General features: G+C 40.8%; 17 protein-coding genes and 1 riboswitch. Of the genes, 4 read left to right on the top strand and 13 right to left on the bottom strand.

From position 1 onward, the window contains the following. Window positions 1-5: 5 nt before the first annotated feature. From AMD01_RS01500 to AMD01_RS01490, 4 genes are all read right to left on the bottom strand, one after another. Window positions 6-446 carry a MarR family winged helix-turn-helix transcriptional regulator gene (locus AMD01_RS01500; protein ID WP_053399615.1) on the bottom strand — a complete coding sequence of 147 codons (441 nt, stop codon included), beginning with the start codon at window positions 444-446 and terminating at the stop codon, window positions 6-8. Window positions 447-625: 179 nt separating this feature from the next. Next, window positions 626-1,105, bottom strand: coding sequence for a MerR family transcriptional regulator (locus tag AMD01_RS01495; RefSeq protein ID WP_053399614.1), 480 nt, complete (start codon window positions 1,103-1,105; stop codon window positions 626-628). Between the two features lie 163 nt (window positions 1,106-1,268). Further along, window positions 1,269-1,403, bottom strand: coding sequence for a hypothetical protein (locus tag AMD01_RS24855; RefSeq protein WP_281176819.1), 135 nt, complete (start codon window positions 1,401-1,403; stop codon window positions 1,269-1,271). Between the two features lie 184 nt (window positions 1,404-1,587). Continuing rightward, complete coding sequence (locus AMD01_RS01490) at window positions 1,588-3,756, bottom strand: GDYXXLXY domain-containing protein (protein ID WP_053399613.1); 2,169 nt, start codon at window positions 3,754-3,756, stop codon at window positions 1,588-1,590. 176 nt (window positions 3,757-3,932) lie between these two features. On the opposite strand from AMD01_RS01490, the gene AMD01_RS01485 reads away from it, so the two are divergent. After that, the gene (locus AMD01_RS01485) at window positions 3,933-5,234 is read left to right on the top strand and encodes an NCS2 family permease (RefSeq protein ID WP_053399612.1); all 1,302 of its coding nucleotides are present in this window, start codon (window positions 3,933-3,935) and stop codon (window positions 5,232-5,234) included. A 27-nt stretch (window positions 5,235-5,261) separates the two neighbouring features. Here AMD01_RS01485 and splB read toward each other — a convergent pair whose 3' ends face one another. The 4 genes from splB to AMD01_RS23810 form a co-directional block, all read right to left on the bottom strand. Further along, window positions 5,262-6,290, bottom strand: coding sequence for a spore photoproduct lyase (gene splB, locus AMD01_RS01480; protein WP_053399611.1), 1,029 nt, complete (start codon window positions 6,288-6,290; stop codon window positions 5,262-5,264). A gap of 162 nt (window positions 6,291-6,452) precedes the next feature. After that, window positions 6,453-6,698 (bottom strand): transcriptional regulator SplA domain-containing protein, encoded by a 246-nt coding sequence (locus tag AMD01_RS01475; protein ID WP_053399610.1) that lies wholly within the window; start codon window positions 6,696-6,698, stop codon window positions 6,453-6,455. Window positions 6,699-6,802: 104 nt separating this feature from the next. Beyond that, window positions 6,803-7,264, bottom strand: coding sequence for a DUF5602 domain-containing protein (locus AMD01_RS01470; protein WP_053399609.1), 462 nt, complete (start codon window positions 7,262-7,264; stop codon window positions 6,803-6,805). Between the two features lie 114 nt (window positions 7,265-7,378). Next, entirely contained in the window at window positions 7,379-7,525 is a 147-nt protein-coding gene (locus AMD01_RS23810; protein ID WP_157052573.1) for a hypothetical protein, read from the bottom strand. A 252-nt stretch (window positions 7,526-7,777) separates the two neighbouring features. Here AMD01_RS23810 and AMD01_RS01465 point away from each other — a divergent pair, with 252 nt between their 5' ends. Then, a complete protein-coding gene (locus AMD01_RS01465; protein ID WP_053399608.1) occupies window positions 7,778-8,578 on the top strand; it encodes a VOC family protein in 801 nt (266 codons plus the stop codon). 38 nt (window positions 8,579-8,616) lie between these two features. On the opposite strand, the gene AMD01_RS23805 is transcribed toward AMD01_RS01465, so the two are convergent. The 4 genes from AMD01_RS23805 to AMD01_RS01450 form a co-directional block, all read right to left on the bottom strand. After that, a complete protein-coding gene (locus tag AMD01_RS23805) occupies window positions 8,617-8,763 on the bottom strand; it encodes a hypothetical protein (RefSeq protein ID WP_157052572.1) in 147 nt (48 codons plus the stop codon). 490 nt (window positions 8,764-9,253) lie between these two features. Next, the gene (locus tag AMD01_RS01460; protein WP_053399607.1) at window positions 9,254-10,909 is read right to left on the bottom strand and encodes a M20/M25/M40 family metallo-hydrolase; all 1,656 of its coding nucleotides are present in this window, start codon (window positions 10,907-10,909) and stop codon (window positions 9,254-9,256) included. A 499-nt stretch (window positions 10,910-11,408) separates the two neighbouring features. Then, a complete protein-coding gene (locus AMD01_RS01455) occupies window positions 11,409-11,891 on the bottom strand; it encodes a competence protein ComK (protein ID WP_053399606.1) in 483 nt (160 codons plus the stop codon). Window positions 11,892-11,987: 96 nt separating this feature from the next. Beyond that, window positions 11,988-12,266, bottom strand: coding sequence for a hypothetical protein (locus AMD01_RS01450; protein ID WP_053399605.1), 279 nt, complete (start codon window positions 12,264-12,266; stop codon window positions 11,988-11,990). A 118-nt stretch (window positions 12,267-12,384) separates the two neighbouring features. Further along, a riboswitch (SAM riboswitch) is annotated at window positions 12,385-12,487 on the bottom strand. 337 nt (window positions 12,488-12,824) lie between these two features. Between AMD01_RS01450 and AMD01_RS01445 the strand changes: the two genes are divergently transcribed. Continuing rightward, complete coding sequence (locus tag AMD01_RS01445; protein ID WP_245638858.1) at window positions 12,825-13,550, top strand: M48 family metallopeptidase; 726 nt, start codon at window positions 12,825-12,827, stop codon at window positions 13,548-13,550. 171 nt (window positions 13,551-13,721) lie between these two features. Then, complete coding sequence (locus AMD01_RS01440) at window positions 13,722-14,060, top strand: LapA family protein (RefSeq protein ID WP_053399603.1); 339 nt, start codon at window positions 13,722-13,724, stop codon at window positions 14,058-14,060. A 158-nt stretch (window positions 14,061-14,218) separates the two neighbouring features. Here the strand turns inward: AMD01_RS01440 and AMD01_RS01435 are convergent, their stop codons facing one another. Beyond that, window positions 14,219-15,223 carry a helix-turn-helix transcriptional regulator gene (locus AMD01_RS01435; protein ID WP_053399602.1) on the bottom strand — a complete coding sequence of 335 codons (1,005 nt, stop codon included), beginning with the start codon at window positions 15,221-15,223 and terminating at the stop codon, window positions 14,219-14,221. Window positions 15,224-15,233: the final 10 nt, after the last annotated feature.

The raw sequence follows: 15,233 nt of genomic DNA, 5'->3' as shown, positions 1-15,233 counted from the left end.
ATGAATTATTCTTCTTGTGAAATAGTTGTGCGATCTAACTTTCGAAAAAGCGTTAAAATAATGGTCAGTTCTTCATTTGTAAAATCTTGAAAACGTTCAAAGAAGTAAGCTCTTTTTCGCTCTTCAAAATCGCGAAAAACCCCTTCTCCTTCAGGTAATACAACGATTTCAACAATTCTACGATCCGTATCTGAGCGCTGTCTTTCCACCCAACCTTTTGAAAGCATTAGCTCTGTAATCGCCGTTACGTGACTCGGTGCGACTTTCAAATACTTTGAAACATCCGTTACTTTTTGAGGACCACCTTCTACAAGCATTCGTAACGTCATAAATTCATTTACGGACAGTTCAGATTCCAACACGCCGTTTACCTCTTGACGAAGTTGACGAAACACGATGCGTAGCAAGCGTTCTACGTCTACGATGAGATCATGTCGTTTGCTCAATGATTCACTTCCTTTTCTTCTAAACTCTAAACTTTTTAATATATTTATTTCACAACGTTAACTAAATAATTTTTAACAGATGTTGGCAAAAACGTCAAGATATTTTTTCCATCCGATTGAATAACCAGCATGAAAAAAGAAGCAGCACGTAAGCTGCTCCTTTTCGGAGGGGGAACGAATTAAAAACTAAACAATCCCGTTAAAAAGGTACGCCACTTCGGCGCTGCTTTCCTAGTTTCTCGAACGCTATGCTGATCCTTAAGCTTTGTCTCTAGCTCCTCAATCGTCCCTTCAAGCTTTTGAATATGCTTATGAAGCGCATCGAGTTCCTTGCGATGCTCTAGAATTTGAAACGTCACGATCTCGCCCGCTTTTTCTTCTGTGCGTCGTTCATTTTCAATCACTCTTGTCAGCAATTCATCGAGTTGCTGCTGCAACAGTCCGGTCATTTCCTCGTCCACTACCTTTGTGACAACACCTTGGCGACGGCTTCCCTGCTGCATCGTTTTTTGAACTTCACGTAGACTCTCGACATCTTCCTCTGAAAAGTCAAAATGACCTAGCTCATTTTTTTCGCAATTCAATTCAAATTGATGAATCCATTTTGTAATCGTTCTTGGATTGACCCCCAATAATTTTGCTACCTCACTCGTTTTCATTCTTTTCCCCTCCATCCGCAACTATTACCTACACATTTCGTGAAGAAAAAAAGAAATCCTTTTCACCTGACAAAACTAGTGAGCATTCAACAAAGAAAGTGATGTTTCTACAAAGAAGGTAGCTTTAAAAAGGGACTCAAAATTGGGGAGGACACTGAAAAAGTCAGTAAAGGGTTGCATTCATAAGGGATTCGGTTGATTTCCGCTCCAGGTCGCTTCGCTTTCCTCGGGGCGTGCAGGAGTCTCGCACCTTCCGTTTCAAACAACCTAGAGCGACTGCATCAGATATAATGGCCAAGTTCCCATCTTGCAAGGAACTTGGCTGTTTTTTGCTTTAAAATGAAGGAAAACATGGCAAAAAGAAGGAAGAAAAAGCTGAATCCATTCCAAAGAACGGAATGGATCCAGCTTTTTTGTCTTACCTTCTACTGATCATCTAAAAAATCCGAAGTTTTTCAGTGGCCTCAAAATTGGCCCTTTCCTTATTTCTTCGTAACATCCAGAAGAAGTGCATCGCCGTTTTCAGCTACTTTTACATGCCCGTATCGAATGTGTTGCTGAAGATCTAATCCCGTTCCTTCTTCTACAAAGAAGTTCTCAATCCCATACTCAACGCCGTTATAAGTCGTCTTTCCGACTATTTTTACATCGCCTGCTTTTTTTACATATGACTTGTTCCACTTTCCTTCATACTGATAATAGCCACCATATCCGTATAAATCATTTTCTTGTGAGCGAAGAATGACGGCAATTCGCTTTCCGCTTCTCACTTTTTTGCTTATCGGCAAGTCAGAAATCGTATAGCGAAGCTGAACATAATCTCCCTGCAACATTGAACGAGGATCAACAGGTTCGAGCTTAAGCTTGATCTCCGTACCGTTCGCAAGCGTTTGTTCCTTTATGAAGGTAATACCACCAATCATTAGAAACTGAACCGCAATAATGATGATTAGAAGTGGTTTTCGCCCTGTAAAGATAAACGTGCCCACCGGCGTACGATCACCGTTTCTACGTTCTAACCAATATGCAATTCCTCCAATGAGAAGGCCAATGAGAAGAAATGAAATGGATTTGTGTAAAAGTTTCCATCCGTACTCATAGTATTTCGTAAACAAGTACACGAACCACATGAAATATCCCACATATAATTGAATGATTTGTTTCTTTTTATAGCTATCATAAACGAGGAGAAAGGATACGACCAAAAATACGAGGTTATACACATAGTAAATGAGATGTTCCCCCTGAAAAGACAGCACATATGCCGTGATCAACGCTAGACAAAAAGAAAGGACACGCAGATAAGACAGCTTGCTTGCCGACCAGACGATAATATTCATCACTAAAAAGCCAATGAAGGCAAGTTCCCACAGATAAGGGTGATCCCAAAGCCCGACGTTGAATTCCTCCAATATACGCCAATACAGGACAAACAAAATCGGATGAAGCGCCGTGTAGAGAATCACCCGCACCCCTCGATAAGGGAGCGTCTTCATCATATAAAAGATAACTAGTAGCAGTACAATACTCCACCAAAACGACATCATCAGGCTAATGGAGCACGCTAGTAAAAGGCCTGTTACAAGCAGCGTATATTGAACGGTTGGATACGATCTAAAAAAGCGATAGCCCGAGAAGTAGATGAAGATAATCGCAATGACAAATCCCGGGTACTCTGGTGCCTGAGGGACGATCAGAAACAGAAGCCCCGTAATCGATGATAGCGCCGTGAATGCACAAAAGAGCGTTAAACAAATAATGAGCACGTGCTTAATGATTGATAGCGCACGAGAGGTTGCCCCGCTCTCTGATTGTTTTTTTAGTAGCTGTATCACCTTCACACTACCTACTACTACAATAACCACACCAATGAGCGAGCCGCCAAAGAAGAAAAATCCTCCGCCTACTTCAAAACTAAGCTCCGTATATTTAATAAATGCCACAATGGTCGTAATCACAATCGTAACAATTTGTAGACCACGCTTCTGTTTAACAGAGAAATATTTTAAAGCAACTATTAATAGGATGATTTGTAGACACGTAATGAGTAGACCGACTCCTCCAAATCGATCGAAAAAGCTAACGCTAACCGCAAATACGTGAAACATACTATATGAAAGATACAATAATTCTTTCGCAGCGCTTTTTCTCACAAACAAATACATAAATAGAATTCCGTTAAGTAACGCAAGTCCACCAACAATTCCTACTTCTTCAAATGGACTACGAATCCAAAACGCACCCGTTGGAAAAAAATAAGCTAAGTAAGCAAGATGAAAAAGCAAATACGCAAGCACAGAGAATGGACGGTACTTGGTTACAATTGCAAATGCGGCCGTTGGGATAAACCAAAGAAGAAATAGCCAATAGCTGTCTGCATGAGAATTGTAAATTTGCCCTAGCAGCGCAATTCCTACCCCAAAAGCTAGCGAGGCCGCGAAAAACAGCCAATTTCCTAAAAATCGGTATCTCGACAGCCAGTTCGCAGCAAGCACTGCTACGACGTAAAACAAAACAATCAGACCGACTGAAAGACCAATTTTACCCCATTTACTAAAACCACCCCAGTTGGATGCAAAGAAATAAATGATACTGGTTATAATAAGTGAAATGCTCAGCAAGTATTGACTTCTAATCAATTTATCCTGCACAGTTCTCCCCCTCCTATTGCCTTCATTATATACACATTTATTGGAAAAAGAATCTTTCTTTTTCTGCACGAAACGAAATCTCCTTATTAAATTTGTGTAAAGGTATTGCATTATCGACTAAAAACGAATATTATATAAATTGCTTGTTTAAATGTTCGTGATTTCGGAGGTTAAATATGTTTAAACTACAGGATTACAAGACAAACGTAAAAACTGAATTACTAGCAGGGTTAACAACCTTCTTAACTATGGTATATATCGTGATCGTCAATCCAGCCATTTTATCGGCTGCTGGGGTCCCGTTTGACCAAGTGTTTACCGCAACCATTATTTCAGCTGTCATTGCGACTCTTTGGATGGCGCTTGCCGCTAATTATCCAATCGCAATTGCACCTGGTATGGGGCTGAATGCTTACTTTACTTCTATTGTATTAGGTTCACACGGCGACATTGATTATCGCATTGCTTTTGCTGCGGTATTCGTTGCAGGACTAATTTTCATTATTTTATCTCTTACACCGTTCCGTCAGAAATTGATTGAGGCGATTCCAACAAACTTGAAATACGGAATCTCCGCTGGGATCGGGCTATTCATTGCTTTTGTCGGACTTCGCATGAGCAACATTATCGTGTCAAACAAAACAAACTTAATTGCTCTTGGAGACTTGCGCTCTGAAGGTGTTGTCCTAACACTCATCGGCTTATTAATTACAATCGTGCTAATCGCGCTAAATGTAAACGGTGGATTGTTCTTCGGAATGATCATTACCGGAATTATTGCCTACTTCACAGGAATGCTTAAGTTCACAAAAGGCTTTGTCGCAGCACCTCATCTTCCTGAAGGATTAGTTATCGGTAATCCTATTCATGCGATTGGCGATGTGGTCCATTACGGATTATATACGGTCGTGTTCTCTTTCCTACTTGTCACGATCTTTGATACAACAGGAACAATGGTTGGTGTGGCACAGCAGGCAGGTCTTGTAAAAGACGGCAAAATGCCTCGTGTGCGTCAAGCGCTTCTTGCAGATGCGTTTGGTACATCAGTTGGTGCTCTTTTCGGTACAAGCCCAACAACTGCTTATATTGAATCAACATCTGGTGTAGCAGTAGGTGGACGTACAGGTCTTACTTCGTTAACAGTTGCGGTTTTATTCATCGTTGCTGCATTCTTTAGTCCAGTGGTTGGTGCTGTATCAGGCATTGCAGCTATTACATCTCCAGCACTGATTATTGTCGGAAGCTTAATGATGGGGAACGTCGCAAAAATGAACTGGTCAGACTTTGATGAAGCCTTCCCTGCTTTCCTTGTGATCATTACAATGCCACTAACATCAAGCATTGCAACTGGAATTGCGGTTGGATTTATCTCTTACCCAATCTTAAAAATCGTCAAGGGAAAAGCAAAAGAAGTTCATCCACTTGTGTACGTATTTGCAGTCTTGTTCTTCTATCAGCTTGCCTTCTTGGCTCACTAAAAAAAGCATCCTCTTGGGATGCTTTTTTTATGTGAAATATTCTATCCTTGCTTCTGGAAAGAATTGATTAATGTAATATTCCAACGTTTCGCGAAGCTCGTGCTCCTCATCTTTTTGATACACGTATTTTCCAATTCCATAACGTCCCCATTTATACCGGCGCTCTTCTTCGTTCATCGCAAGCTTTGTTTTTGGATAGTTTTTTTCGATGACGCGCTTCGCCGGCTTCGTAAATCGATGCTGAATCATTTCAAACGTTACGTCTTTGCGCGCCTCCTGTGGCAAATGCTCATCTAACAGTTCAAATAAATGGCGATACCCATCTTGCCATCCTTCATGAATGTAAATAGGCGCCACGATGAATCCAAGCGGATATCCTGCTTTTGCGACCTTTGCCGCCGCTTCAATACGTTCTGCTAGAGGAGAGGTTCCAGGCTCAAAGTTTTTAATCACATAATCAGCGTTAATACTAAAACGAAAGCGCGTTTTACCGTTGTGCTTTGCATCCAATAAATGATCAACATGCGAAAACTTTGTCACAAAACGAAGCTGACCGAGATCAGACTGACCGAAATATTCGATGGCGTGCTTCAGTGAATGTGTTAAATGATCAATTCCTACGATGTCAGACGTACACGCCGCTTCAAAGCGCGTAATCTCTGGTGCACGCTCTTGCATATATTTCTCTGCCTGTTCGAAAATCTCATCTGTATTGACGTATGTTCGGATGTACGGCTTACTTCCCATCGTCGTTTGTAAATAGCAATAATGACAGTGCCCCATGCAGCCCGTTGCGAGTGGAATCGCATATTCTGCGGATGGTTTTGACGTATCAAATTTTAGCGTCTTTCTTACTCCGACAACAAGCGTTGATTTCGCATTTCGATATTTTTGGAGATGATTCTCCCCTGGTATATTTCGCACCTGATTATGTGACGTTGTTTCACGGATTTCAATTCCCATTCCTTCAAACTTTTCCTTAAGCTGAACGCCAAGCGGATACTCTAGCGCACGTGGTTCGATATAAACTAACTGTGGTACAAACGGTTTTACCATCTTCACACTTCCTTTTCATTAACACGACTTTGCATGATCATCATTTCATCCATAATAGAGATGATTATATTCTTAAGTTCAGCAAAAAGGATGGTTCCTATCCTGCATATTTCTCCCTATAAAAAATCCCCACGCTCAAATGGTGGGGACGAATAGATGTCGTTATCCTTCGTAATGATCGCCGCTAAAATAAGCGTTATACGTTTGCTCTGCTTCTTCATATGAATGAAAAATGGCATCGTCATCTTCAATCACATGAAGGGTGTTGTGTAAAAAAAGCACCTGCTGATTTGGATTATCTGGATGCTGCACAATTTCAGCTGACTTAATATTAGCGACGTTTGCTGTATGGGGATTGCGATAAATAACAAAAACTTGATCTCCTACCTGATACTCTTTCTTTTCCATCATTTCGCTTCCTTTCTCTCATCTGAAGTATTCGTAGTGTCCCCTGAATGAATCGAAATAACACAAAAAAAGAAGCATAAGAACAGGCTTCCTTTCGATAACGATCAATGAGTGTGTGCAGGAGGTGCTCCGTCACCTTTAATTTGGTCTTGTTCTGCTTTGGAAATAAAATAATGGTGAATATCATAATGTGGCACTTCAAATCCTTCATGACCGTGCGCAATAAATTCAATATTGCTATGATCAATTGCTGGAGAAGGAAGACCTTGCATTCCATCAAAGTCTGTAAAACTCTTTCCTTCTGCCAAATGCTTTTGGGCAATCATTTGCTCAATAAAAACAAGCTTGCCTTTTTCGACGCCATAAATCGTTTTAAAAACCGTTACTCCGTCTTCAGCTTGATACAAATCCGCTTTTGGATTAAACCAGTGTGCACCCATTTTTGGTACAGAAGGCGTCATCTGCATCGTGCCTTTTGGAAGAACTAACAGGTAGACAGATTGATCTTTATTTGTAGTAAGAACCGTTTCATAATCTTTCTTTAAAATGCTCGCTAATGCATTCACATGAGCAACTAACCCATCTTTGTATTTTTGAGCAAGATATGTTTTCCTTTATAAACAAACGTCGCTTTCTTTTCATTCACTGTAACAGGCTGCTTTGCTACCTTAAAGAATCCCTCATAATTTCCCTTTTGATACGTGATTATACGGAGAATAAACGTCAACTCCATTTATTTCTACCTTTGGTGCTGTCTCCTTCGCCATTACTGATACCCCCACAAGCATCAGTGCCATGACAATTAAAAATCCAACTAGCTTTTTCATATTTCTCCCCCTGTTTTTTGTATGTAATTTTTTTCAAAAAATTAAGTATGCGTCGAGGGAACTAATCTAAAAATGCCAAAAACAGTAAAAAGGAATCATTTTCATTCGACAAATGCCACGCGTATATGTAGAAATTTCCCGGTGAATATTTTAGACTAAATGGTAGAGATATTACACCACGAATCGTTTGTGCATCATGTCCTCATTAGATTTTCAAGCTCACAAAAAAACGTTTGAAAAGGAGCACGACAAATGAATCTAGCTTTTGATCATCTTGTTCATTTTTCTCACGATCCAAATGAAGTTATAACACAATTGAAAGAACATCGAATACACGCTGTCCAGGGCGGACAGCATGAAAAGTGGGGAACATACAATACTCTCGCCTATTTCGGATTGCCTTATATTGAGTGGCTCGGTATGAATGACTCTTCTCTCGCACAAACCGTATCAGATAATGAGCTCATTAAAAAGTTTGTTCGTGACTATTCCAAAGGAAGCCACTTCGGTACCTTTGCCCTTCGAACAGATAATATGAGCGAACTGAAAGAGCGATTACAGAACGATGGCTACAAAACGATAGGACCTGTTGCAGGATCACGTCGAACAGAAAATGGGCAATTATTAGAATGGTCGATGCTGTTTGTACAAGAGGCGACGACAGATCTTGAGATGCCGTTCTTTATTCAATGGGGGCAAGAGGATGATGAACGACTTCAAAGCTTACAGCCTTTCTTGAATCATGACAAACAGAATCTACAATTCGACGCCCTGTACCTCGTCACGCCTGACATGAATCAACTAAGTACGAAATGGAGTGAGCTGTTTCAAATTCAGGCAGATCCCCCCGACTTTTCACCTTCTCTTCAAGGACGCTGTCAGACCCTTCATTTAGACGGCGTGAAGCTTATTCTTTGTGAGCCTACTGAAGGTGGGATAGCCGCTGAATTTTACGAGACATTCGGTGCCGGTCCGTTCCTTGCATCGTTTTCTAATGCTCCGCATCGCTATTCTTTTTCACTACAAGGGGCCCGCTTTTCTCTTCATCCGTAACAAAAAGGAGCAGGTTATATGAAGCCACTAAAAAGTTCTTAAAGGATTGCGTTCATAACGGAGTCGGTTGATTTCCACTTCAGGTCGCTTCGCTTTCCGCGGGGCGTGCGGTGAGCCTCCTCGCTGCGCTGCGGGGTCTCACCTGTCACGCTAATCCCGCAGGAGTCTCGCACCTTCCGTTCCAAACAACCTAGAGCGACTGCATCAGATAGAAGGGCCCAGTTTCCATTTTGAAAGGAACTTGCCCCTTTTTTCCTTTATAATAAAGAAAATCCATTTATTCGAATGGGTGCTTCCAATTATTCTGTTTCATTGAAGTCACCGGAACATACGGAACAAGCACCTTTTTAAAAAAGGGCATACTTTCAGGAGAAATCCAAGGAACAATCTAAAATGGAAGCAAAGAATAGCGAACTCCAGCATAGACACGAGTATGATGTAGCCAACATACTCGTGTCTCGTTAGCATGGAAATGCAAAGGGCGAGGGCCATTTGCACCGTCAACCTAAAAAGAGTGTTAAAGTTAATGAAGGAAAACAAGGGAAGAAGAATGAAGAAAAGCTGGGTCGATTCCGGAAAACGAAATCGACCCAGCTTTTCTGTCTTACGTTCTACTGATCATTTAAAAAATCCAAATTTTTTCAGTGGCCTCGGTTATACGCCTGCTCCGTTTCATTATTCATTCGATACAGCTTTGTGACTCGAAAACGAAAAGGTGTCATGAATCACTTGTTCGATCAGCTCTTTTAATGGTCCAAACGCATAGTCAAGCTCCAAACGTTCGGTCCATTGGTGTGCGTCACGACCAATTGGTCCGACATTAAGAACGGGTGCCCGTAGCTCGGCCATTTCTGAAAACGGAATAGCATAGCCCTTTTGCCACAGTGGTAAATTGGAAATAAGTGGATCTACCTCTTGAAGAGCATCTTGAAGCCCCGCATAGCTCAGGTCCGAAATCCCCCCGAAATATAACTGTTCTTCTAAAATGGTGCCATACGTTTCTTTTGCTATTGTGACTACATTTTTTACCAGAGATTGAATGAGCGGATGATCCGCTGAACAAATCGCTGGATAGTAAGGCGGTGTGTAGAATAATACGATCATCGGAGCAAGCTCTTTACACAAAATCGCAAGCTCATCAACCAGTTTAATGGATCGCTCTCTCTCATCAATTGTTTCTAAGCTTTGCAGAAGATGTGCGTGAAGGCTCTCAACGTGCTCTTGACCATGGTGCAAAATGGCATATTCATAAAGCTGTTCATAGGTCATCACTCGCACTTTCACATCGCGAGGAGCTGAATTAGAAAGTGCTCCGTACTTCCAGGCTTTTTTATGATAATGTTCCTCAACCGAACTTGCCACCCGCTCAGCCGTCTCAAGGAGCATCTGATTCAATGTCACAATCGACCGATTAAAAATGGTTAGATTGTACAATCCTACCGAACGATGAGGAATTTGCACTGAATATTCCTCTTTTAAATCCCGTTGCATTAGGGATGTCGGCGCCGGACTCACCTGACCTTCCACGACCTCACAAAAATCAACGTTCAACTCAAGCTCACTCGTAAGTTTTGCTACGAGCAGATTAGCATTCAGCCCAGCAAACGGTTCCCCAACGTGCGTTTCTTTTCCATAGCAATAAAAGGCTGGCATTATTTTTCCAATAGAGCCTGTATACACGTAGTTCGTTTCATCGCCTGGATAACGAGCAAACATCGGCTCTCCATTTAACATGAGCTCGAATTCCAGATCATACGTTTTTTGCCACTGTAGCAGTAGCATTACCGCGCTACGCATCCCCGCCGAATTCACCTCTTCATCCGGTACCGAAAGCAACAAAACGTTTCCGTCGAACTCACCGTTGACCGCCTGCTCAATCATGCTCATATGAAGAGTTAATCCACATTTCATATCCATCGTTCCCCGACCAAACAACCAGTTTCCTGTTTCTACGTCTCTTTTTACATGTTCCGGAAGAACTTCTTTTGAATTGTAAAAATAGTCCGTTAATTTATCAGGTGAAAAAGCACGATCCTTCCAAATTCCGTAATCCTGAACGTCCACAACGTCATAATGACTAATGAGAACAACCGTCTTCTTCTTATTAGAACGCTTAGCAAGGGCCGCTACTACATAACGACCATCTCCTGTTGGATGAAGACGCAGCTGCTCCTTATGTGTTTGAAAATAGGGTAGCTGACCAAGATCCTCGTATATCGTTCTCCCCATCTCCTGCTCTGCTTTTGTCCCTGTTACGCTTGGAATAGACACAAGATGACAAAGTAATTGCTTCAGCTCATCAGCTGTTTGAAAAAACGTACGCTGTGTCATACTCCACTCCCCCTTCTGTGTTAGATATGTGAAAAACCTTTCTCTTTTGGTGACCGAATTTTCATCCTCTTCCATCTTTCTGATACTCGCTCATTGCACTTTTCTTCCATTATACAACTCCCTTCCATCCCATACCATCCTTCTCTTTACAAGATTTTTGGGATGAAAACAAAAAAAGGCACTGTCCGTTATTCGAACAGTGCCTTCTTCCTCTCATCCCACTCTTTGAATACAAAAACGCTTCTTTTACTCTAGCTTTAAAGCTACTGAATATGAACCTTACTTCTCCGTCAAATAATCTAAAATTGAGTCAATAAACTGCTCGCAATTTTGATCACTGCCGTGTTCAATGAGAAGTTCCTCCACTACACCTACTCCCTTCTTCTATCGCTCTTTTTCTCCTCTATGTAAAGAGGCTCATAATCAAAGCGCCTAAGCACCCGCCAAAAAAACTTAACTTAAGATACCACATTTTCAAACGAAATAGAGATTATTTTATTCAAAATATTTCGACAAATTTCCTTGCGTCTTTAAATGCAACATCCATTCGCGCGCACGTAGCAGTTCGTTGCCATTGCAAGCGCATAAATTTATAGGGATAATCTAACACGAGGCTAGCTCCGTTGTGGAAGTTAATACAGGCTTTATCAGATGAAGATGTAACGTTGTAAATGTGGTTCTCAAATAGCCACATGCACTCATAATTGTCTGGCGACGTCGTTGGAAAGGCAAACACATTAAAGGCTGGAAAAACCGGTATTGGTGTGCGATGCTTGTAGTCATAACGTTCAATAATTGCTTCCCTCCTTCCCTCATAAGAAGCACCGCCACGCAAACAGGCAGCGCGAATGAGCTTGATCGGTGGAATCGCACATAAATATTCTCCTTCTGCCTCAATTACCTTCGTTTGATAAACAGGATCCTTATTTGGCAACAACGCCATCGTTTTCCTCGAAATTTCATAACTCTCTCTCATCATCATACAAACTCCTCCTCACCCCATTTGACACCATTATACATTTTTTTACATCGTAGGAGGTCAGCAAAATATGACGATTTTATGAAATTTTTACCATTTCTAAAGACCTAGAGTAACAGAACAGCCTACGCGATGGAACTTTCGTTTCAAAATTAGAAGTAGCTGTTTCCAATGATTAAATACCATCCCCTCTAATTCGTGATGGTTAATCGCAATAGAGTACGTATGTGTTTGCTCATAAATAACAATTTCATAAAACTTTTCGAGTCGTTGATAATGAGCTTGTGCAGGTTGCGTGGAATGATTAATTCTTTCAATTACCTCTTGTAGCTTCTGTTCGACTGTTGCTTGTTTTTCTTCTTGTTTGGTTGCTTTCATGTTATTCGTCTCCTTCGTCACGTTATTTGTTCTTACTAGATGTTAGGAGCAATGTTTCAGAGAAAAACGATGGTACTAAAAAAGCTCTCTTCGCTTTAGAAACGAAAAGAGCTTCACCGTCTTATCATCCAAAGCAATTGCTTTGCTGGTTGGAGCACCTTGCTGTTGGCAGGTTGCTGTGAAGTCATAGAGCCAGTTCTCTCATTCACTCTTGATAACTTATTAAGTTGCTATTTACTATATCAAATCACAGCGGAGAAGTAAATACAGAATTTTCGAATAGTTATTCTTTCCCTTTTTTCAACCATATCTACTGGAACAAAAGGCATCATTTCAATTTTTTCTTACGAAGCACAATTTTATTTCGACAGGCGAAGAATGAAGAAAAAGTGAAAGAATTCCTTCATTTTTAATAAAAAATGAAAAAAAGTAGCTGTTTTTCATTCAAAAGAGAGTCTTTTTCCTTATACCAAAGGTCTTAATTTAATTATCATAATTTTCTTTCATTTGACCAATTTTTAGTTACAATCTACAATGATATTTTGGAGAAAGGAGTCTATGACAACTATGTATACGTATCAAATTGGTAATCAAACGATCGATTACACAGTAGAAGTTGTTCCTAATCGAACAGACATCTCTGTGCAAGTTAGTGATAAAAATCAAATTAAGGTCATTGTACCTAAAGGCTTAAACCAAAACAACGTACTTTCTGTTCTATCACGCAAATCTTCTTGGATTCTAACACAGCTATCCGGAACGGTGAAGGTGGCTGAAAAGAAAGAAAGCACACCAGTGAAAAAACAAGCGGCTGCACCTGTTGCGAAAACAGCAACATTTGAAAACGATGAAAAATTCTTCTACCTTGGACGTCAATACCGCCTAAATATCGTTCAAGATGATGTAAAAGAGCCTTCTATGACCTTCCGCTCTAAATTCATCGCAACGGTTCCTTCAAATTGGAATACTCAACAAACAAATGAAGGCATTCAAGCAATGCTAACAGACTGGTACACAAATCGTGCGAGCGAGAAGTTTGCAGAAGCGCTAAAAGCAGTTTCTGAGCATGTACAAGCTCCTTCAAATGTTGAATGGGCAGACATCACAGACTTAACGAAAAAAGAAGGCGACACGCTACACGTGAACTGGCGCGTTCTAATGGCCCCTATGGCAACGATTGAGTATGTAGTTGCTTCTGCACTTACAAACAACGTTGACGGGCTGTATGACGACGCTGCTGAGCGCAAACAATGGCTAACAGACAACAACATCAACGTATTCTAAAGGATTGCTTTCGAGCAGTCCTTTTTATTTACTTCCATCTTACGTAATAATTTCCTTTGCACATTGCGTTCTGGCTTTCTTCTGCACCACGGACTATAATGGTGTTGTTTTATCCTTGCTTAAATGGGATATATATATGTAGTAGGTGTGTGAAAAAGGAGGGCCAACAAAATGAAGGCACAAAATTATTTTATTCTTGGACTTATTTTTGCATTAATTGTGGCAGTACTCGCTGTCGTGAACGATGACCCTGTTCAATTCAACTACGTATTTGGCTCTCAGGATTGGCCATTGATCCTGATCATTCTTGGAGCAGCATTATTCGGCGGATTGGCAGTTGGAATGCTTAGCGCAGTCAAAGTCATCCGGTTAAAAAATCAGGTCAAAGCCTTGAACCGTGAATTAGCCGAGCAACAAAAGCCGGTTGAGCCAGTCGAACCAAGTCAACCCGAGCCAATGATTGAAAAACCAAAACAAGACCCACGCGTTCCATCAAATCGAGTGTTGTAATAACGAAGGGGATGATGCTATGCATCATCCCCTCTTCGTATGTAAATGGTTCGTAGGCTTAGAGAGATCACTTCACACAATTAGGTATATAGTTCTACTCTCTATTTATATTACTATAAATGCTTTGTAAAATTTAGTAAAGTATTAGCTCTATTTTCTCATTTTTTAGTGACGGCAGAGCTATAGTTTTCATGCATATGCTGAATGGTTTCTTGTACCTGACGGACGATATGTTCAGGCGAAATGACCTTCGCATGCTTGCCCCACAATAAGATCCATCCAATCAATCCTGTGCTCATATTCGCTTTCGTTTGAAGCTCGAATGAATCGTCATCAACTTTGCGAATGAATACATCCAACCCAAAGTGATCAAGCATTGGATTAATTAATTCATTGCTGAACTGAATTTTTAACCACTCTTCTTCTCCTGCAAACATACGAAAGCTTTGATTCACATATGTAGAGATGTTAATGTCCTTCTTCTTTATAGAGCGATCAAGCACGGTTACTTCCCTCATACGGTCGACTCGGTAATGACGAATTTGACCTTCAGGCTGAAATTCACCGATTAAATAGTAAAAATTATTCGTCCATATTAACGCGTGTGGCATCACCCCATACTCTGTCCCGTCCCGACCAAGGGTGAACTGCTTATCAATGTTGTAGCGTCCGTAGCGGAAGCCAATCGCTTTTCCTTTCGAAATGGCTTGGTGAATATGATCAATATCAAGCTTAATTTGCTGATACTCACTTTTAACGGCTTTATCAAAATACACGGGAGTTGGAAGCGACTTTCCTTGCTCATTGCTCGTCAAATGCTTTAATTTTTCAATGAGCTGCTCTGACTCTTTTTTCGTAATAAACCGCGCAGATAGAACCGCATCAACCAACAAACGAAGCTCGTACATTTCAAAAAGACGATGCTGATGGCTATAAAAAATCTCCCCGTACTTTCCTTTATTTTCGATAATATCAAACTCAGACTGAATAAGTGCTTCTAAATCACGCTTAATCGCTCTGTGATCAACTTTGTATTCTGCTCCAAATTTATATTTAAGCTTTTCGACGATTTCTTTTGTGGACAACTCGTGTTCTTCGTCTGTTTCTCTCTCCAATAATTCCTTAATTTCCAACAAACGAAGTTTTCCTGCAATATCACTCAATCTTACTCCT

Source organism: Priestia koreensis, from assembly GCF_001274935.1.
GTDB classification, from domain to species: domain Bacteria; phylum Bacillota; class Bacilli; order Bacillales; family Bacillaceae_H; genus Bacillus_AG; species Bacillus_AG koreensis.
This window is presented reverse-complemented; position numbering and strand designations above follow the sequence as displayed.